This window comes from Roseomonas sp. WA12, assembly GCF_054165765.1.
In genome coordinates, this window is the sequence record NZ_CM135108.1 from 4,654,308 (window position 1) to 4,671,089 (window position 16,782).

General features: G+C 69.4%; 17 protein-coding genes. 13 read left to right on the forward strand and 4 right to left on the reverse strand.

Annotated elements, in window-relative coordinates; genetic code table 11:
- Nucleotides 1-126: 126 nt before the first annotated feature.
- Nucleotides 127-1,083, reverse strand: coding sequence for an SMP-30/gluconolactonase/LRE family protein (locus ACVBD7_RS21925; protein WP_458095360.1), 957 nt, complete (start codon nt 1,081-1,083; stop codon nt 127-129).
- Between the two features lie 294 nt (nt 1,084-1,377).
- Here ACVBD7_RS21925 and ACVBD7_RS21930 point away from each other — a divergent pair, with 294 nt between their 5' ends.
- From ACVBD7_RS21930 to ACVBD7_RS21960, 7 genes are all read left to right on the forward strand, one after another.
- Nucleotides 1,378-2,814, forward strand: coding sequence for a mannose-1-phosphate guanylyltransferase/mannose-6-phosphate isomerase (locus tag ACVBD7_RS21930; protein ID WP_458095361.1), 1,437 nt, complete (start codon nt 1,378-1,380; stop codon nt 2,812-2,814).
- Nucleotides 2,811-3,494 carry a TetR/AcrR family transcriptional regulator gene (locus ACVBD7_RS21935; RefSeq protein ID WP_458095362.1) on the forward strand — a complete coding sequence of 228 codons (684 nt, stop codon included), beginning with the start codon at nt 2,811-2,813 and terminating at the stop codon, nt 3,492-3,494. Before ACVBD7_RS21930 ends, ACVBD7_RS21935 begins: the two co-directional genes overlap by 4 nt.
- 62 nt (nt 3,495-3,556) lie before the next feature.
- Nucleotides 3,557-4,711, forward strand: a complete 1,155-nt coding sequence (locus tag ACVBD7_RS21940) for a Gfo/Idh/MocA family protein (RefSeq protein WP_458095363.1) — start codon at nt 3,557-3,559, stop codon at nt 4,709-4,711.
- A 2-nt stretch (nt 4,712-4,713) separates the two neighbouring features.
- Nucleotides 4,714-5,874 carry a dihydrodipicolinate synthase family protein gene (locus tag ACVBD7_RS21945; RefSeq protein WP_458095364.1) on the forward strand — a complete coding sequence of 387 codons (1,161 nt, stop codon included), beginning with the start codon at nt 4,714-4,716 and terminating at the stop codon, nt 5,872-5,874.
- Nucleotides 5,874-6,692, forward strand: coding sequence for a sugar phosphate isomerase/epimerase family protein (locus tag ACVBD7_RS21950; protein WP_458095365.1), 819 nt, complete (start codon nt 5,874-5,876; stop codon nt 6,690-6,692). Before ACVBD7_RS21945 ends, ACVBD7_RS21950 begins: the two co-directional genes overlap by 1 nt.
- A 61-nt stretch (nt 6,693-6,753) precedes the next feature.
- Nucleotides 6,754-7,737: a Bug family tripartite tricarboxylate transporter substrate binding protein gene (locus ACVBD7_RS21955; RefSeq protein ID WP_458095366.1), complete on the forward strand. Its 984-nt coding sequence runs from the start codon at nt 6,754-6,756 to the stop codon at nt 7,735-7,737.
- Between the two features lie 247 nt (nt 7,738-7,984).
- On the forward strand, nt 7,985-8,239 hold the full coding sequence (locus tag ACVBD7_RS21960; RefSeq protein WP_458095367.1) for a hypothetical protein: 255 nt from the start codon (nt 7,985-7,987) through the stop codon (nt 8,237-8,239).
- Here ACVBD7_RS21960 and ACVBD7_RS21965 read toward each other — a convergent pair.
- On the reverse strand, nt 8,227-10,377 hold the full coding sequence (locus ACVBD7_RS21965; protein WP_458095368.1) for a YjbH domain-containing protein: 2,151 nt from the start codon (nt 10,375-10,377) through the stop codon (nt 8,227-8,229). The two genes, ACVBD7_RS21960 and ACVBD7_RS21965, sit on opposite strands and share 13 nt — an antisense overlap.
- A 134-nt stretch (nt 10,378-10,511) precedes the next feature.
- Here ACVBD7_RS21965 and ACVBD7_RS21970 point away from each other — a divergent pair, with 134 nt between their 5' ends.
- On the forward strand, nt 10,512-11,189 hold the full coding sequence (locus ACVBD7_RS21970) for a DUF1028 domain-containing protein (protein WP_458095369.1): 678 nt from the start codon (nt 10,512-10,514) through the stop codon (nt 11,187-11,189).
- Between the two features lie 62 nt (nt 11,190-11,251).
- The gene (locus ACVBD7_RS21975) at nt 11,252-12,247 is read left to right on the forward strand and encodes a P1 family peptidase (RefSeq protein ID WP_458095370.1); all 996 of its coding nucleotides are present in this window, start codon (nt 11,252-11,254) and stop codon (nt 12,245-12,247) included.
- 137 nt (nt 12,248-12,384) lie between these two features.
- Here ACVBD7_RS21975 and ACVBD7_RS21980 read toward each other — a convergent pair whose 3' ends face one another.
- Together ACVBD7_RS21980 and ACVBD7_RS21985 are read right to left on the reverse strand one after the other, a co-directional pair.
- Nucleotides 12,385-13,311: a manganese catalase family protein gene (locus ACVBD7_RS21980; protein ID WP_458095371.1), complete on the reverse strand. Its 927-nt coding sequence runs from the start codon at nt 13,309-13,311 to the stop codon at nt 12,385-12,387.
- A gap of 90 nt (nt 13,312-13,401) precedes the next feature.
- Nucleotides 13,402-14,370, reverse strand: a complete 969-nt coding sequence (locus tag ACVBD7_RS21985; RefSeq protein ID WP_458095372.1) for a serine/threonine dehydratase — start codon at nt 14,368-14,370, stop codon at nt 13,402-13,404.
- Nucleotides 14,371-14,559: 189 nt separating this feature from the next.
- On the opposite strand from ACVBD7_RS21985, the gene ACVBD7_RS21990 reads away from it, so the two are divergent.
- The 4 genes from ACVBD7_RS21990 to ACVBD7_RS22005 are packed head-to-tail and all read left to right on the forward strand — an operon-like array spanning nt 14,560 to nt 16,779.
- On the forward strand, nt 14,560-14,988 hold the full coding sequence (locus tag ACVBD7_RS21990; protein ID WP_458095373.1) for an HPr kinase/phosphorylase: 429 nt from the start codon (nt 14,560-14,562) through the stop codon (nt 14,986-14,988).
- 23 nt (nt 14,989-15,011) lie between these two features.
- Nucleotides 15,012-16,022: an RNase adapter RapZ gene (rapZ, locus tag ACVBD7_RS21995; protein WP_458095374.1), complete on the forward strand. Its 1,011-nt coding sequence runs from the start codon at nt 15,012-15,014 to the stop codon at nt 16,020-16,022.
- Nucleotides 16,019-16,465: a PTS sugar transporter subunit IIA gene (locus tag ACVBD7_RS22000; RefSeq protein WP_458095375.1), complete on the forward strand. Its 447-nt coding sequence runs from the start codon at nt 16,019-16,021 to the stop codon at nt 16,463-16,465. Before rapZ ends, ACVBD7_RS22000 begins: the two co-directional genes overlap by 4 nt.
- The gene (locus ACVBD7_RS22005; protein WP_458095376.1) at nt 16,462-16,779 is read left to right on the forward strand and encodes an HPr family phosphocarrier protein; all 318 of its coding nucleotides are present in this window, start codon (nt 16,462-16,464) and stop codon (nt 16,777-16,779) included. Before ACVBD7_RS22000 ends, ACVBD7_RS22005 begins: the two co-directional genes overlap by 4 nt.
- The last annotated feature ends 3 nt before the right edge of the window (nt 16,780-16,782 follow it).

The window sequence follows — 16,782 nt, forward strand, 5'->3', positions numbered from 1 at the left end:
GTGAACTCCCCCGAACCCCCTCCTTGTCTTGTCAGTTTGCCGGGTGCGCCATCGTCGTTGGAAGGCCAGCGCTATTGAGAGAAATAGAAGGGGGTCCGGGGGATGCCTCCCCCCGGCCTACTGCCTCTAAATCCCGCGCGCGTTCACATAAACCGCGTAGAGCGACCGGGACGCGGTGATGAACAGCCGGTTCCGCTTCAGCCCGCCGAAGCAGAGATTGGCCGCGCGTTCCGGCAGGTCGATGTGACCGATCGGGGCGCCCGCGCTGTTGAATACGCGCACCCCGTCCTGCTCGGCATTGCCCATGCCCCAGCCGCACCAGAGATTGCCCTCCTCGTCCACGCGGAAGCCATCCGGCGTGCCGCCAGGCTCGGCGGTGATGAAGGTGCGGCGGTTAGACAGGCGGCCGTTCGCACCGACATCATAGGCCAGGATGCTGCGCGGATTGGTGCGGCTCTCGACGATGTAGAGAATGGATTCGTCGGGGGAGAAGGCCAGGCCGTTCGGGCCCTCTATGCCGTCGGCCGCCAACTCCACCGTGCCGGTCGCGGGATCGATGCGGTAGACGTTCTGCGGCAACTCCTGCTCGGCGCGCTCGCCCTCGTTGTCGCTGAGGATGCCGAAGGCAGGATCGGTGAACCAGATCGTCCCGTCGGACTTCACGACGACATCGTTGGGGGAGTTGAGGCGCTTGCCCTCGAACCGGTCGGCGAGGACAGTGATGCGGCCGCTATGTTCGGTGCGCGTGACGCGGCGCGTGAGATGCTCGCAGGTGATCAGGCGGCCTTCGCGATCCCGGTAGTTGCCGTTCGCGTTGTTCGACGGATTGCGGAAGACGGTGGTGGCGCCGGACACCTCGTCATAGCGGAACATTTTGTCAGACGGCACGTCGGACCAGATGAGGCAGCGGTGGTCACCGAACCACACAGGGCCTTCGCCCCAGCGCGTGCCGCCGGCCAGCTTCTGCACCGCGCCGTTCATCAGGCGCAGGCGGGCGAAGGAGGGATCGAGATCCCGCAGCCGCGGATCGGGGATGCGGGGCGAGGGATCCCAGGGGGTTTCGTTCTCGATGATCGGATGCATGGATGGAGGCTGGCCGGGGACGCAACCTCCCGCAAGCCCTCCACGTTGCGAGGAGGTAAATCCACTGGAGGTCTGACGATGCGTGGTATTCTTCTGTGGCTGATCGGTATCCCTATCCCGATCATCCTCCTCCTCTGGCTGTTTGGCGTGCTGAGCTGAATCGCCTCGGGCTTCGCGCCCGATGAAGGACTGCCGCCCGGAGGGGCGGGAAGGGCCGCTCCGCCGATGCGGGGCGGCTTTTCTTTTGCCTGCCGCTCCGTTACCTCGGCGGACTTTCCCGGGTGGGAGTGGCGAATGCCCCAGAACCATGCAGCCGACCGTGTTGTTCCCGTGGTTTTGTCGGGCGGGGTTGGGACGCGGCTGTGGCCCCTGTCGCGGGAGGGGTATCCCAAGCAGTTCTGGCCGCTGACCTCGGCGCAGTCGATGCTGCAGGAGACGGTGGGGCGCGCCACGGGCCCGGGCTTCGCGCCGCCCATGGTCATCTGCGCCGAGGCGCATCGCTTCCTTGTCGCCGAGCAGCTGCGCGAGGCCGGGCTCTCCTCCGGCGCCCGCATCGTGCTCGAGCCCGCGGCCCGCAACTCGGCCCCCGCCATCGCCGCCGCCGCCCTGCTCGTGGCCGAGTCCGACCCCCACGCGCTCCTCTGGATCATGGCTGCCGATGCCGCCATCCAGGACCTGCCCGCCCTCCACGCCGCCCTTGCCCGGGCGTCGGTCGCGGCGCGGGCCGGCCATATCGTCGCCTTCGGCATGCGCCCCACCACGCCCGAGACCGGCTTCGGCTATATCGAGGCCGGCGCGCCGCTGGTGAACGCGGAAGGCGTCTCCGCCATCGCCTCCTTCGTCGAGAAGCCCGAACTCGTCCGCGCCCAGGCCTTCCTCGAGGGCGGGCGGCACCTCTGGAACGCCGGCATGTTCGTCGCCAGCAGCAGCGCGCTGCTGGCCGAGCTCGAGCGCCTGCAGCCCGAGCTGGTCGCCAGCGTGCGCGCGGCGGTCGACGGCGCGGCCCGCGACCTTGACTTCGTCCGCCTCGGCGCCGCCTTTGCCGAGGCGCCGTCGATCTCGATCGACTACGCGGTGATGGAGCGCACGGCGCACGCCGCGGTGGTGCCGGCTGATCTCGGCTGGTCCGATGTCGGCTCCTGGGACGCGCTGTGGCAGGTGTCGCCGAAGGACACGGCCGGCAACGCCACCCACGGGCCGGTCGAGCTGCTGGACGCCAGCAACTGCTATGTCCGCTCGGAAGGCATCCTCACCAGCGTCATCGGCCTTTCCGACGTTGTGCTGGTCAGCACCGAGGACGCCGTGCTGGCGCTGCACCGCGACCGCGCCCAGGACGTCAAGAAGCTCGTCGAGCAGCTCAAGGCGAAGAAGCGCCCCGAGGCCGGCGCGCATCGCCGCATGTACCGCCCCTGGGGCCACTACGAGGGCCTGATCCAGGGCGACCGGTTCCAGGTGAAGAAGATCCTCGTCCGCCCGGGCGAGAAGCTCAGCCTGCAAAAGCACTACCACCGCGCCGAGCACTGGGTGGTGGTCAACGGCACCGCCGTCGTCGAGCGCGACGCCGAGCGCATCCTTCTGCGCGAGAACGAGAGCGTCTACCTGCCGCTCGGCTGCGTCCACCGCCTCGAAAACCCGGGCATGATCCCGCTCACCCTCATCGAGGTCCAGTCCGGCGCATACCTGGGCGAGGACGACATCGTCCGATTCGAGGATACATACGGGCGCACGTGACAACGCCGGTGGATCCTGCTGCGGAGCGGGCGCCAGGCACGGACGCCCCGGCCCGCACCATCCCGCAGAGCCCTCGTGCCGAGGCGACGCGCCGGCGCATCCTGGATGCCGCGCTGCGTGAGTTCGCCGCCCATGGCCTGGCTGGCGCGCGGGTGGACGAGATCGCCGCGCGCGCCGGTGCCAACAAGCGGATGCTCTACGCCTATTTCGGTAACAAGGAGGATCTGTGGGTGGCGGTGCTGGAAGCCGCCTATTCCCATAAGCGCGGCGAGGAGCGCGCCCTTCAGGTGGACGGCCTGCCCCCGGCCGAGGCCATGGCGCGGCTGGTGCGTTTCAACCTGCGCTATACCGCGCGCCACCCCGAATTCGTGGCCCTGCTGAACCAGGAGAACCTGCACCGCGCCGCCTATCTGGCCCGAAGCGAGAGCGTGCCCGCCCTCTACTCTCCCCTGCTCGAAACCCTGCGGGAGGTGCTTCGCCGCGGTGCGGAGGAACGGGTGTTCCGGGATGGGACAGACCCGATGCAGGCCTACATCACCATCGTCGCGCTCGGGCATTTCTACGTGTCGAACCTTCACACGCTCTCGGCCATCTTCGGCACGGGGTTGGAGGCTGAGGCGGCGATCGAGGCGCGCGAGGCCCATGCGGTGGAGGTGGTGCTCGGCTGGCTTCGTCCTTGACGGCAGGCTCCGCCCGGTCTTAGGTAACCGCACGGTTACCTATGATAAAGGGGGAAGCGCGAATGGCGCAGCGTCGGGTTGGGTTGATCATGCATGGCGTCACCGGCCGCATGGGAATGAACCAGCACCTCATCCGCTCCATCGCCGCCATCCGCCGGGAGGGCGGCGTGCCACTCGCCAATGGCGACCGCATCATGCCCGACCCGATCATCGTCGGCCGTAACCGGGAGAAGCTGGAGGCGCTGGCCAAGGCGCATGGCATCGACCGTGTCGGCACGGATCTCGACGCCGCCCTGGCGAACCCCGACGACACGATTTTTTTTGATGCCGCAACAACACAGATGCGGGCGGAGCTGCTGAAGAAGGCTATCGCTGCCGGCAAGCACGTCTATTCCGAGAAGCCGACGGCGGAGAACCTGGAGGACGCGCTGGAGCTGGTGCGGGTGGCCAAGGCCGCCGGCATCAAGCACGGCGTGGTGCAGGACAAGCTGTTCCTGCCGGGCATCCGCAAGATGAAGATGGTGATCGACAGCGGCTTCCTCGGCCGCATCCTCTCGGTGCGCGGCGAATTCGGCTACTGGGTGTTCGAGGGTGACCTGCAGCCCACCCAGCGCCCGAGCTGGAACTACAAAAAGAACGAGGGCGGCGGCATCATCCTCGATATGCTGTGCCATTGGCGCTACGTGCTCGACAACACCTTCGGCGCCACGAAGTCCGTTTCCTGCCTGGGCGCCACGCATATCCCCGTGCGCTACGACGAGCAGAACAAGCCGTATGACGCGGACACGGACGACGCGGCCTATGCCACCTTCGAGCTGGAGGGCGGCATCGTTGCGCAGATCAACTCCTCCTGGACCACGCGCGTGCGGCGCGACGACCTCGTCACCTTCCATGTGGACGGCACGCACGGGTCCGCCGTGTGCGGCCTCACGGATTGCTGGACGCAGGCGCGGGTGAGCACGCCCAAGCCGGTGTGGAACCCCGACGAGCCCCAGACCATCAACTTCTACGAGGGCTGGCAGAAGGTGCCGAGCACCCAGCCCTACCCGAACGGCTTCCGCGTGCAGTGGGAGGAGTTCCTGAAGTACGTGGTGGGCGAGCGCGCGGACTATCCCTGGGACCTGATGGCCGGCGCCAAGGGCGTGCAGCTGGCCGAGGCCGGGCTCAAGTCCTGGGCCGAGCGCCGCTGGATCGACCTTCCGGCGCTGGAGGCCTGAGCATGGCCACCCTCAACCTTCCCACCGCCTCCGGCACGCTGGAATCCTACACTACCGGGGCGCCCGGCAACTTCGCCGTGGCGAAGCCGCCCTATCCCCGCATCGCCTATGCCGCCGCCCATGTGGTGGCGGACCCGCTGGCCGAGCAGGATCCCTGGCTGGACGTGAAGGTGGATTGGGACCGCACCATCGCCTTCCGCCGTCATCTCTGGTCCCTCGGCCTCGGCGTCGCGGAGGCGATGGACACGGCGCAGCGCGGCATGGGGCTGGACTGGGCCGGCGCGCAGGAGCTGATCCGCCGCTCGCTCGACGCGAAGAAGGACTTCCCCGACGCCTTCATCGCCTCCGGCGCCGGTACGGATCACCTCACCCCCGGCCCGGACGTGACGGTGGACGACGTGATCCGCGCCTATGAGGAGCAGTGCGCGGCGGTCGAAGGCATGGGCGGTCGCATCATCCTCATGGCCTCCCGCGCGCTGGCGAAGGCGGCGAGGTCGCCGGACGATTATGTGCGAGTCTATGACCGCGTACTGTCCTCCGTGCGGCAGCCCGTCATCATTCACTGGCTCGGCGAGATGTTCGATCCGGCGCTGGAGGGCTACTGGGGCCATCACGACCACATGGCCGCGATGGAGGTGGCGCTCGACGTCATCGCCAGCCATGCGGACAAGGTGGATGGCGTGAAGATCTCGCTGCTGGACGACCAGAAGGAGATCTCCATGCGCCGGCGCCTGCCCAAGGGCGTGCGCATGTATACCGGGGACGACTTCAACTACGCAGAGCTCATTGCCGGCGACGCCGAAGGCCATTCGGACGCGCTGCTGGGCATCTTCGATCCCATCGCCCCCGCGGTGGGCGGGGCGCTCGCCGCGCTGTCGCGCAACGACCTCTCCACCTTCCACGAGATCCTGGCGCCGACCATCCCGCTCTCCCGCCATATCTTCAAGGCCCCCACCCGGTTCTACAAAACTGGCGTGGTGTTCATGGCCTGGCTGAACGGGCACCAGGACCATTTCGTCATGGTCGGCGGGCAGCAATCCACCCGCTCCATCCAGCACTTCTCCGAGCTGTTCCGCCTGGCCGACAAGGCCGGGCTGCTGTCGGACCCGGAGCGTGCGGCGACGCGGATGAAGTCACTCCTCGCGCTGCACGGGGTCGCGTGATGGGTGCCCCCGGACCGCTCTCGCTCAACACCGTCACGGTGAAGGAGCGCTGGGGCCTTGCGGAATGCATCGAGGGCTGCGCGCGCCACGGAGTTCCCGGAATTTCCCCCTGGCGTGACGTGCTGCAGGCCATGGGCGTGCAACAGGCCGCGCGCGCGATCCGCGATGCCGGGCTCGAAGTCTCCGGCCTCTGCCGCGGCGGCATGTTCCCCGCCGTCGATGCGGCCGGCCGCGCCGCTGCGATCGAGGACAACCGCCGCGCCATCGCGGAAGCGAACGCGATCGGCGCGGCGTGCCTGGTGATGGTTTGCGGCGGGCTGCCGCCGGGATCCAAGGACATCGACGGCGCCCGCGCGATGGTGCGGGACGGGCTGCACGCCATCATGGAGGAGGCGCGCGCGGCGGGCGTGACGGTCGCGCTGGAACCGCTGCATCCCATGACCTGCGCGGACCGCAGCGTGCTCTCCACCCTCGGCCAGGCACTGGACCTCTGCGACGAGCTGGGCGCGGGCAGCGGCGTCGCACTCGATGTCTATCATGTCTGGTGGGACCCGGCTCTTCGCGCGCAGATCGCCCGCGCGGGGTCGCGAATCGCCGCCTTCCATGTCTGCGACTGGCTGGTGCCCACCACGGACACCGTCTTCGACCGCGGCCTGCCAGGGGAGGGGGTGATCGACATCCCCGGCATCCGCGCCATGGTCGAGGCCGGCGGCTATCGCGGCCACACCGAGGTGGAAATTCTCTCCCGCCGCTGGTGGGCCGCCGATCCGGACGAGGTGATGCAGGAGATCAAGCGGAGGCACGCGACGGACTGCTAGGCTCGGCGAAAGAACGGCCCGAATCGGCCAACGTCAAAGAAGAACTGGAGGAAAATCAAGAATGATCATCGGCCGACGTCACCTTCTGGGCAGCGCCGCCGCGCTTGCCGCCACCACCGTTGCGACCGGCGCCCATGCGCAGGACTGGCATCCGTCCCGCCCCCTCCGCTTCGTCGTGCCCTTCGCGGCCGGTGGTGCCACCGACGTGGTGGCGCGCGTGCTGGCCGAGCGCATGACCGAGCGCCTCGGCCAGCCCGTGGTGGTGGAGAACCGCGCGGGTTCAGGCGGCAATATCGGCGTCGAGAACGTGGTGCGTGCGCCCGCCGACGGCACCGTCATCCTGATGGGCACCACCGGCACGCTGACCATCAACCAGCATCTCTATGGCAGCATGGGCTTTGACCCCGCGAAGGATCTCGTTCCCGTTGGTATGGCCTTCGCCACGGACCACGTGCTGATCGTGAACGACCGCGTGCCCGCCCGCACGGCGCAGGAGTTCCTGGCCTGGCTGCGCGCCAACCCGGGCAAGGCGAGCTTCGGCTCTGCCGGCTCCGGCTCCTCCACCCATATGGTCGCCGAGCTGTTCCGTGCTGCGGCCAAGGTGGAGGTGACGCATGTGCCCTATCGCGGCAGCGCACCGGCTCTGAACGACACGGTGGCTGGCAACGTGCAGTTCATGCTGGACCAGCTGCCCTCCGCCATCGGCCAGATCCAGGGCGGCCGCGTGCGCGCCCTGGCGACTACCGGGCCGCGCCGTACTTCCCAGCTGCCCGACGTGCCGACGATGAAGGAGATCGGCCTGCCGGATGCCGAGGCGACCTCCTGGGGCGCGATCATGGTGCCAGTCGGAACGCCGGCGCCCGCGATTACCAGGCTGAACGCGGTGCTGCGGGAGGCGCTGGCCGATCCGAAGATCCAGGAACGGTTGGTCGCGGCCGGTGCCGATGCGGTCTCCTCCACGCCGGAGGAGCTGCAGCGCAAGATGGTGCAGGAGGTCGAGACTTGGGGCCGCGTGGTAAGGGAAGCCCGTATCACCGTGAACTGAAAAGGATCCCGGGACCGCCGGGTCCAGCGGTGCGTCCTGTGACAATTCCGATTTGGTTGAGCCGGTACGAAATTAATTTATTTCGCGTGCATCACTCTCAGTTTAATGCGCCTTCTGCTGCTTGGATGGCCGCGAGGGGGAGGGTGGACCACCTGGGATATGGGCCGCGCGGCGGGTGTTCCGCCGCCGGCCAGTGTTCAGGCGGGCTGCTTTCGGGGTCACCCTGAGCGATGACGGGGGATGGATCATGGATGACGACGGCGTAGCACTCGGTCTCCAGACCGAAATTCGGGGCGTAGCACGCGAGCTGGAAAATCTGGCACGGGCCGCGGCTTTTCTCGGCCGGCCCGAGTTGTCGGGAATGCTGGGCTGCATGGCCGAGCTGCTCGAGCAACAGGCAAAGGTTCGGCCCTCCTCGCAGCCCGCCCTTCCGGCAGCCCGCCCGCGTCGGACCGGCCCGCCGCGGCGGGCCTATCTGGCGGACGTCTCTCAGCGCGCGTAGCCGCCGATGCTGCGCCGGACGGCATCCTCTCGCCCGGCGCGTGTCACTTCCCAGAGCGGGTTGTCCACCGCCAGGCGCTGCCCGCCATCCCGCTGCACCGGCCGGATCACCGCCGTGCCGCTGCCCCGCGACTCCGCGCCGAACAGGGAGAGCGGCAGGCGCACATAGATACCCTTGTCGAAGGAGCCCTCTCCGAAGCGGGAGAAGGGCACGTTCGTGAGGGTGGCGAATGCTCCCACCTCGATACCGCTGTCGAAGCGGCGGCCGATCTCGACGGTGCCGCCCCAGTCGCCGGCGAGGTAGCGACCTGCGCGCAGGATGCCGTAGAGGTTCCACACCGGCAGGTCCGCATAGAGCGAGACATGGCCGGTCGCCGCCCCGTAATTGCGAAAGCCGAGCTTCCCGTCCGTCGCGCGCTGCTGAACGAGGTTGATGTCCAGCCCCACCGCGAAGCCACGATCCACCGGCCGCCACAGCACCTCGGACGAGACGCCGCCAAACATCGGCTCAAGCAGTCCGGCGGTGGCGCGGGCGAACACGTCGGGCGCCAGGTTCCACACGCGCTCGCCATAGAGGGCGGGGATGGAGGTCTTTCCCTCCCGCGCATAGACCGCGTAGTCGCTCCGCACCCGCGGCAGCCGGCTGTCGGAGGGCAGGCCGCGGTCCAGGTTGCCGAACACTGCTTGCTGCACGGCGCCCGAGAGGCTGTAGCCGCCCTCGAACTCCACTCGAAGCCCTGCCGCTGCTGCGCCTTGGTAGCGCAGCGTGCGCGAGGGATCCCCGAGCTGCAGGTTCAGCCGAGGCTCCAGCACCCAGTCCAGATGTGGACCGGGCTCGGTCACTGCCTCTGGGGAGAGGATGCCCTCGGCCGGGATCAGGGTGGTGGCACCCCAGGCCTCCTCGACGCTCCCTGCGGGACCGGCTGCATTCTCCAAGGCGGCGCGGGGCACCGTGATGGCTCCCATTTCCGCCCCGGCCTGCCACCAGGACAGCCGCAGGGCCTCCAGCTCCGGCGGCACGATGTCGTTCACCGCCCGCAGCACGCGGGAGGCAACCTGGGGCAGGCTGCGCTGGTTCCCCTCCGAGACGGCGATGCGCGCCTCCGACCCGCGCTCCTCATAGGCAATGGGGCGAAAACCGGCAGCGCGCAGCCGGGTGAAGGCGGCACGCGCGCGTGCGTCGGCGTTGTCCTCCGCCTCCGGCATGGCCCCACCCCTACCAAAGCCCCCACCCAACCCAGCGGCTGGGCGCGCCGGCAAGGGCGGAACCGGGCGAAGGGGCGGGGCAGCGGGCGGATCGGCCGGGTCCATCCGCAGGGAAAGGCGGACCAGCAGGTCCGTGCCGTGAACGAAGGACAGCCCGGCATCGACATGCTCGCCGGACCATTGCAGCCCGACATTCACCGGGCTGCGGGCGGTTCCGCGCAGAGGGCCGCGCCGCACGGGGTAGCCGCCGCGCTCGTCCCGCAGCGCATCGCCCGACCATTCGAGTTTGGCGCGCAGACCGTCCAACTCGCCCCAGGGGGTCTCCAACCGCGGCAGGCTGTACTCGGCGCCGCCGAAGAGGGCGACGTCTTCGCCCCGGAAGAAGTCCAGCCGCAGCGTGCCGCCCCGGCCGACATCGCGCGGGCGCGTGCGAAAACCATCCGAGAGATTGGTCAGCGGGTTGGCGAAGTCGCCCCGCGTGCCGAGCCGCCCGAAGCCGAGACCGAGAGAGAGGTCAAGCGGCCCCCAGCGGCGGGAGGCAACCAGGTACTCCCCGCCATAGATCCCTGTGCCGACCAGGTCCTGCAGCCCGATCGCCACAGCGGGGTTCCAGCGCCCTTCCTCCAGCAAACGCAGCTTCAGGTCGACGGAGCGGTCCGTTGTGCTGCCACGGCCAGTGGTGGCGTTCAGCCGCTCGCTCAGCCTGAAGGTGGTTTCCAGGAAGGGAAGGGCCTGGAAATTCAGAAAGAAGAACCGGCGCTGGTGGCGGATGGCGGAGCCGGCCTCCAACGTTCCATCCTCGCGGAAGCGGGCGTTCCGCGTCTCGACCAGGCCGGCACCGCCGAAGTTGCTGCCGGTTGCCGGAACCTCCTCGGCCCCGGATGGGAGAGCAGGGAGCAAGAGCAGGACGGCGAGCCAGAGGGCACGCATCATGGAGCGCGGAACGTTTCTCTCGATTTCGAGAGCGTTCTGTCCCTGCCAACGGTGCGAGCGCAAGGGAGTCCTGCTACCTGCGCGCGTAACGAGCGGGATGGACACCCGCGGGACACGCTTCCAGACTCGCGAGCATGACCTTCTCGCTTCTCGGCCGCTGCGCCCGCACCGGCCAGATCGGCGCAGCCGGCGCCACCTCGGACATCGCCGTCGGGTCGCGGATCCAGCACCTCGCGGCGGGGTGGGGCGCGGTGTTGACCCAGCACCGGACCGACCCGCGTCTCGGTCCGCGCGGCGTTGCCCTGCTGCGCAGCGGCTGCTCGGCGGCGGAGGTGGTGGCGGGGCTCGTCGCCTCAACGCCGCATGCCGCCTGGCGCCAACTGGCCGCTCTGGATGCCCGGGGTGGAACGGCGCATCACCATGGCGCCCGGGTGAAGCCCGAGCGGGGCGATGCCCATGGCCGGGACTGCGTGGCCATCGGCAACATCCTTTCCAGCCCGGAAGTTCCCGCCGCGATGGTGCGCGGCTTCGAGGCCGAGCCCGCCGCACCGCTGGGCGATCGCCTACTCGCGGCGCTGGCAGCCGGGGAGGCGGCAGGTGGCGAGCATGGGCCTGTCATCTCGGCCGTGCTCGAGCTGCATGGCGATCAGGATTTTGCCCTGGCCGACCTGCGCGTAGACCGCGCGGCGGACCCGATCGGCGAGTTGTCCGCGCTGTGGCGGATATGGGCGCCACGGATCGACGAGTTCGTGCTGCGCGCTACCGATCCCGACCAGGCGCAGGGCGGCGCATCCGGCTCCGCGTCCGTGTAAGTCGCGGCGTGAAGCAGCGCGGACCTGCTGTGAGCCTCGGAGCTATCGCTGCCGGAGGCTCTGTGGCCCAGACCCCCTGGCGCCCACCGATGGGCGGCGCCATCACCGATGTGCCGGGCATCAGGGTCGGCCATTTCACCGAGGCGCGCCGCCCGACCGGCTGCACCGTCATCCTCGCCGAAGAAGGCGCGACAGCCGGAGTGGATGTGCGCGGCGCCGCCCCGGGTACGCGCGAGACGGACCTGCTGAACCCCGCCGGTGCGGTCGACAAGGTTCACGCCGTCCTGCTCTCCGGCGGCTCGGCCTTTGGGCTGGAGGCGGCGACGGGCGTGATGCGCTGGCTGGAGGAGCGCGGCATCGGCTACCCTGCCGGCCCCGCCCGCGTGCCCATCGTCCCGGCCGCAATCCTGTTCGACCTCTCCCTCGGTGACCACCGCATCCGCCCTGATGCAGCCGCCGGCTACGCCGCTTGCGAGGCCGCTTCCACTGCGCCTCCGGCCGAGGGCAGCGTGGGCGCTGGCACGGGCGCGACGGTGGGCAAGCTGTTCGGCATGGCGCGCGCGATGAAAGGCGGGATCGGCACGGCCGCCGTGAAGATCGGCGCCATCACTGTGGGCGCGGTCGTGGCGGTGAATGCAGTGGGCGATGTCGTCGACCCCGCCACCGGTCAGGTGGTGGCCGGCGCGCGGGATGCGGAGGGTCGCCGCCCGTTCGGTGCCACCGCGGGCGTTCTGCGGGGGGAGTTGCCGGCTTCGATGCAGGCAGGGATGGCGACCACCATCGGTGTGGTGGCAACGGATGCGATGCTGACGAAGGCGCAGTGCCAGCGCCTGGCAGGTTCCGCGCATGATGGGCTGGCACGAACGATCGACCCGATCCACACCATGTCGGACGGCGACACGGTCTTCGCGCTGGCGACAGGGAGGGCCGGGCTGACCGGGAACATGATGGCGCTGGGCGCGATCGTGCCACATGTGATTGCAGCGGCGGTGCTGCGGGCGGTGCGGGCGGCAAAGGCGGTGGCGCCGAGCCCGCCGGGGGCGTCGGAGCTCGGATAAGAAAAGGGCCGGGAGACGGTATTCTCCCGGACCCTCATCCCTTTTTTGGCGGTTTGTTGGCGCGCCATTCGCGACGGCACCCTCAAACCCCAGGAGGAGGAGGTCTGGGGGCGTTCGATCCCCCAGCCTTGCCTCGCTTAGCGGGACTTCTTGTAGAGCTTGGAGGCGATCTCGAACATTTCCTCCGGCGCGTAGTCAGGCGTGAAGGCGGAGGGGATGCCGACCAGCTGGTGGATCTTGCCGCCCTCGGGCATGCCGTCCACCACCGTCAGCTCGCCCGGCGGATCGCCCGGAAGGGCCTGCTCGCCATTGCCCCAGATGCCCGCGATTTCCTTGTAGTCCGCGGGGCTCCAGGTATAGAGCCGGCGGTGCGAGCCCTCCTGCAGGTACTTCTGGCACTCGGGGATCTTGTCCAGCGGGATGTTCGGAGTCGGCAGGAACTTCTCCAGCTCGACACCCGTGATCTGCTTCAGCGCCAGCGCATAGGCATGCGCGTGAACCGAGCCGCGGACGAGGAGGTAGCCGCAGACCTCGCGGCCCGTCGGGTCCGACAGGGTCTCGTAGACGCGCAGCTTGTGCAGGCGCGCGCCGCATTCCAGGTGGAAGTTGTGCAGCAGGTCCACGACGACATTGCCCGTCGTCGTCACCATGTCCGCATTCCAGGACATGGAGTTGCTGTTCACCGGCAGCGCGCCGCCGCCGTTCGAGGCGAAGCTGGCGAAGGAGCGGATGTCCTTCATCGCTTCCATCGGCGATTTGGAGATGTCACCGCCGTTGCCAGCATCGGCATCCGGCACGTCAGGCCCGTTGTTGAGCATGGCGACGCCGTTGCTCACCAGCTCCACATGGCCCAGCTCCTCGGCCGTGATGGAGGCCACCAGGCTGTAGAAGGGCTTCAGCTTGTCCTTGGAACGGAAGTTGAAGCTCTGGAACATGTAGTTCCCGAGCGTGGACATCTCGCCATACTTGCCGCCCAGCAGCTCTTGGAGGGCAGCGCCGGCATTCGGGTCCTTCCGCTTCGGGGGCGGGAGTTCAGCCTGCAGCTTGTCGACGCGCATAAACATGAATTGGTCTCCGGAGAGTGCGGGTCTGAAACGGCACCCCCCGGTGATGGTTTGGGCCCTGACGGACTCGTGCGGATCGTACCTCCTGGATCAGCCAGAGACCGACCCCGGCTCGCAGTTCCCACCACATACAAGAACCCCCACCCGCGCGCCGTCCGGCGGTACCCAGGCGCCGGACAGAAGCGCGGCCAGCGCGGCCGCGCCGCCTGGCTCCGCCACCACGCGGCAGGCGGACCAGAGGCGGCGCTGGGCGTCGCGGATGGCCTCGTCTGTTACCAGCACGGCCTCGCGGACCACGTCGCGTGCGATCGGGAACATGAGAGTGCCGACGCGGCGCGCGCCGAGACTGTCGGCAGCCAAGCCGCCCACGGGCGCGTCCACGGGATGGCCTTCATGGAGGGCGGTGAACAGGGTCGGGCAGCCCTCGGGCTCCACCGCCACCACCTGGGTGCCGGTGCCGGCGAACCAGGACGCTACGCCGCCGATCAGCCCGCCGCCGCCGACGGCGATCAGCACATGGGAAAGGCCGGGGGCATCCTCAGCGAACTCGCGCGCCACCGTGCCCTGGCCGGCCAGCACCTCGGGCTGGTCATAGGCATGGATCGAGACGGCGCCGGTTTCGGCGCGGCGCGCCTCGCTCGCGGCGAAGGCCTCGGCATAGGTCGCGCCGCCCTGCACCACCACGGCCCCTGCTTCCCGGATCCGCGCGACCTTGGAGGGAGCGGAGATAGCGGGAACATGGATCTCGGCCGGGATGCCCAACGCGCCGGCGGCATGGGCCACCGCCGCGCCGTGATTGCCGCCCGAGGCCGCAATAACTCCGACCTCGCCCGCGCCGGACTGCAGCAGGGCGTTGAAGGCGCCCCGCGCCTTGAAGGAGCCGCTCACCTGCAACTGCTCCAGTTTCAGCGCCACCTCGCAGGGCGCGCCAAGCGCGGCGCTGGGCAGCATCAGCACGGGTGTTCGGCGGATATAGGGAGCGATTCGGGCGGCGGCGGCTTCGATCTCGGGGCGCGTGGTCATGGCTGGTGGATGGGGCAGGGCGCGGGGGCTGTCCATGCCTCGTCCTCCACTCGCCGGTGTCATTTTTTCATGCCCGGCTCTCCTCCCAAGGGACGCGCCCGCCGTGACGCTTTCGCCTTCGCCCGATTTCTGCCACGGTCCGCCGCCTGTCCGGGGTGTCACCATCCAGCCATGCTGCAACACGGCAGTTGCGCCGCGCGGGACGGGGACGGGTGCCCTCAGGGGGTGCTCCTTCTCGGCCTTCCCGGTGCTGGCAAGTCCGATCTCCTCCTGCGCCTCACGGGCGAGGGATGGCGCCTCGTGGCCGATGACCAGGTGCTGCTGCGCGCCGGGGAGAACGCCCTGTGCGCCTCCGCCCCCGACTCTCTGCGCGGGATGATTGAGCTGCGCGGGATTGGACTGATGGAAGGGCTGGACTACCTGGCGGAGACGCCGCTCGCCCTTGCGGTGGACTGCGTGGCGCGAGAGGCCGTGCCGCGCCTGCCGGAGCCCGCGCGCTTCGAGGCGCTAGGGCATGCCCTGCCGCGAATCGCGCTTCATGCGAAGGACGCCTCGGCGCCTCGCAAGCTGGCGCTCGCGCTGGACGCCATTGCCGGGCGGATCGCCTGCCGTGCCGGCGCTCTTGAGCCGGGTGCTCCGGAGCGCATCCCCTGAGCGCCTCGCCCCGCCCAGTCGTGGTGGTCACCGGCCTGTCCGGGGCCGGGAAGTCCTCCGCGCTCCGCGTGCTGGAGGACCTCGGGCACGAGACTGTGGACAACCCGCCGCTCGCCGTCCTGGGCGAGTTGATGGCCGGGCCGAGTGGCGGTCGGCCACTGGCGATCGGCGTGGACACGCGCACGCGGGGCTTCGATGCCGCCGCGCTGCTGGCCGGGCTGGACGCGCTGCGCGCCCGCGGGGCCGCGGCACCCGAACTGGTCTTCATGGACGCCGCCGAGGACGTGCTGCTGCGCCGCTACTCCGAGACGCGCCGGCGCCACCCGCTGGCCGGGACGTCCGGCGCCAGCGTGGGCGACGGCATTGCACTGGAGGCCGAGGCGCTGGCCCCATTGCGGGAGGCGGCGGACTGGCTGATCGATACCTCGGCGCTGCCGATGCCGGAGCTTCGCCGGATGATCGAGCGGCGCTACGGGCCCGCGGGCCTGGCTGGCATGGCCGTGACGGTGCAGTCCTTCGGCTATCCCCACGGCCTGCCGCGCGAGGCGGATCTGGTGCTGGACCTGCGCTTTCTGCGCAATCCGCATTACGACCCGGCCCTGCGCCCGATGACCGGCCGGGACGCGCCGGTGGCCGCCCATCTCGAGGGAGATCCGGAATGGGCCCCATTCTGGGCGCGCATGACGGCGCTGCTGGACCCGCTCTTGCCGGCCTATGAAACGGGGGGCAAGAAGTACCTGACCGTGGCGCTCGGCTGCACGGGAGGCAAGCACCGCTCGGTGTTCGCGGCAGAGCGCCTCGCGCGGCATTTCGCCCGGGCCGGCCGGCCCGTGGAGCTGTCTCACAGGGAGCTTGGGATTCGGGAATCCTTTCCCGCCTCCCGACTCCAAGCGGCCCCCCCCGCACCCCATATCGACCCCCTGAGCATGAACGAAACAAATCCGGCCGCGCCCCGCGCTGGCCATCCCCCTGAGCTGGACACACCCTTGGCCCAACCCCGCTTTCCGCGGGCGGCCCTTCCGGACCGCCGATGATCGGATTCGTCCTCGTCACCCATGGACGCCTGGCCGAGGAACTTCGCCTCGCCATGGAGCACGTCATGGGGCCGCAGAAGCATGTCGCAACCATCTGCATTGGCCCCGAGGACGACCTCGAGAGTCGGCGGGGCGACATCCGTGCGGCCGTGGAGACTGTGGACCAGGGTGATGGCGTGGTGGTGCTGACCGACATGTTCGGCGGCACTCCTTCCAACCTGGCCGCCTCGATCCGCACCTGCGATCCGCCGGTTTGCTGCGGCCGCCAGGTGGAGGTGATCGCGGGGGTGAACCTGCCGCTGCTGGTGAAGCTGGCGAAGCTGCGCGGCACCGAGCCGCTGGCCGAGGCGGTGAGCCACGCGGTGAATGCAGGGCGCAAATACATGGCCACCGCCGGCGAGCTGCGCGGCGAAGCCACGGTGAACGGGGGAACCAGGCGATGAGCGAGAACACCGCGACCGCGACCATGAAGCCGGAGGGCTCCCCGATGGTGCTCCGCCGCAGCATCCTGATCCGCAACCAGCGCGGGCTGCATGCGCGCGCCGCCGCCAAGGTGGTGACGCTGGCCGAGAAGCACTGCTCCTGCCTGAGCATCACGCATGACGGGCAGACGGTGCCGGCTTGCTCCATCATGGGGCTGATGATGCTCGGTGCCGGCAAGGGCGCGACCGTCACCCTCGAGGCAGAGGGCTGGGACGCGCGCGAGGCGCTGGACGAGGTGGCCGCCCTGATCGAGGCCGGCTTCGGCGAGGAATAGGCC

What these genes read in the sequence shown, in the direction of transcription:
- ACVBD7_RS21950 (WP_458095365.1), top strand. Translation starts at nt 5,874, where the DNA reads ATGGGTGCCCCCGGACCGCTCTCGCTCAACACCGTCACGGTGAAGGAG.
- ACVBD7_RS21965 (WP_458095368.1), bottom strand. Translation starts at nt 10,377, where the DNA reads ATGATGCGTGCCCTCTGGCTCGCCGTCCTGCTCTTGCTCCCTGCTCTC.
- ACVBD7_RS22005 (WP_458095376.1), top strand. Translation starts at nt 16,462, where the DNA reads ATGAGCGAGAACACCGCGACCGCGACCATGAAGCCGGAGGGCTCCCCG.
- ACVBD7_RS21930 (WP_458095361.1), top strand. Translation starts at nt 1,378, where the DNA reads ATGCCCCAGAACCATGCAGCCGACCGTGTTGTTCCCGTGGTTTTGTCG.
- ACVBD7_RS22000 (WP_458095375.1), top strand. Translation starts at nt 16,019, where the DNA reads ATGATCGGATTCGTCCTCGTCACCCATGGACGCCTGGCCGAGGAACTT.
- ACVBD7_RS21980 (WP_458095371.1), bottom strand. Translation starts at nt 13,311, where the DNA reads ATGTTTATGCGCGTCGACAAGCTGCAGGCTGAACTCCCGCCCCCGAAG.
- ACVBD7_RS21945 (WP_458095364.1), top strand. Translation starts at nt 4,714, where the DNA reads ATGGCCACCCTCAACCTTCCCACCGCCTCCGGCACGCTGGAATCCTAC.
- ACVBD7_RS21970 (WP_458095369.1), top strand. Translation starts at nt 10,512, where the DNA reads ATGACCTTCTCGCTTCTCGGCCGCTGCGCCCGCACCGGCCAGATCGGC.
- ACVBD7_RS21925 (WP_458095360.1), bottom strand. Translation starts at nt 1,083, where the DNA reads ATGCATCCGATCATCGAGAACGAAACCCCCTGGGATCCCTCGCCCCGC.
- ACVBD7_RS21940 (WP_458095363.1), top strand. Translation starts at nt 3,557, where the DNA reads ATGGCGCAGCGTCGGGTTGGGTTGATCATGCATGGCGTCACCGGCCGC.
- ACVBD7_RS21955 (WP_458095366.1), top strand. Translation starts at nt 6,754, where the DNA reads ATGATCATCGGCCGACGTCACCTTCTGGGCAGCGCCGCCGCGCTTGCC.
- ACVBD7_RS21985 (WP_458095372.1), bottom strand. Translation starts at nt 14,370, where the DNA reads ATGGACAGCCCCCGCGCCCTGCCCCATCCACCAGCCATGACCACGCGC.
- ACVBD7_RS21960 (WP_458095367.1), top strand. Translation starts at nt 7,985, where the DNA reads ATGGATGACGACGGCGTAGCACTCGGTCTCCAGACCGAAATTCGGGGC.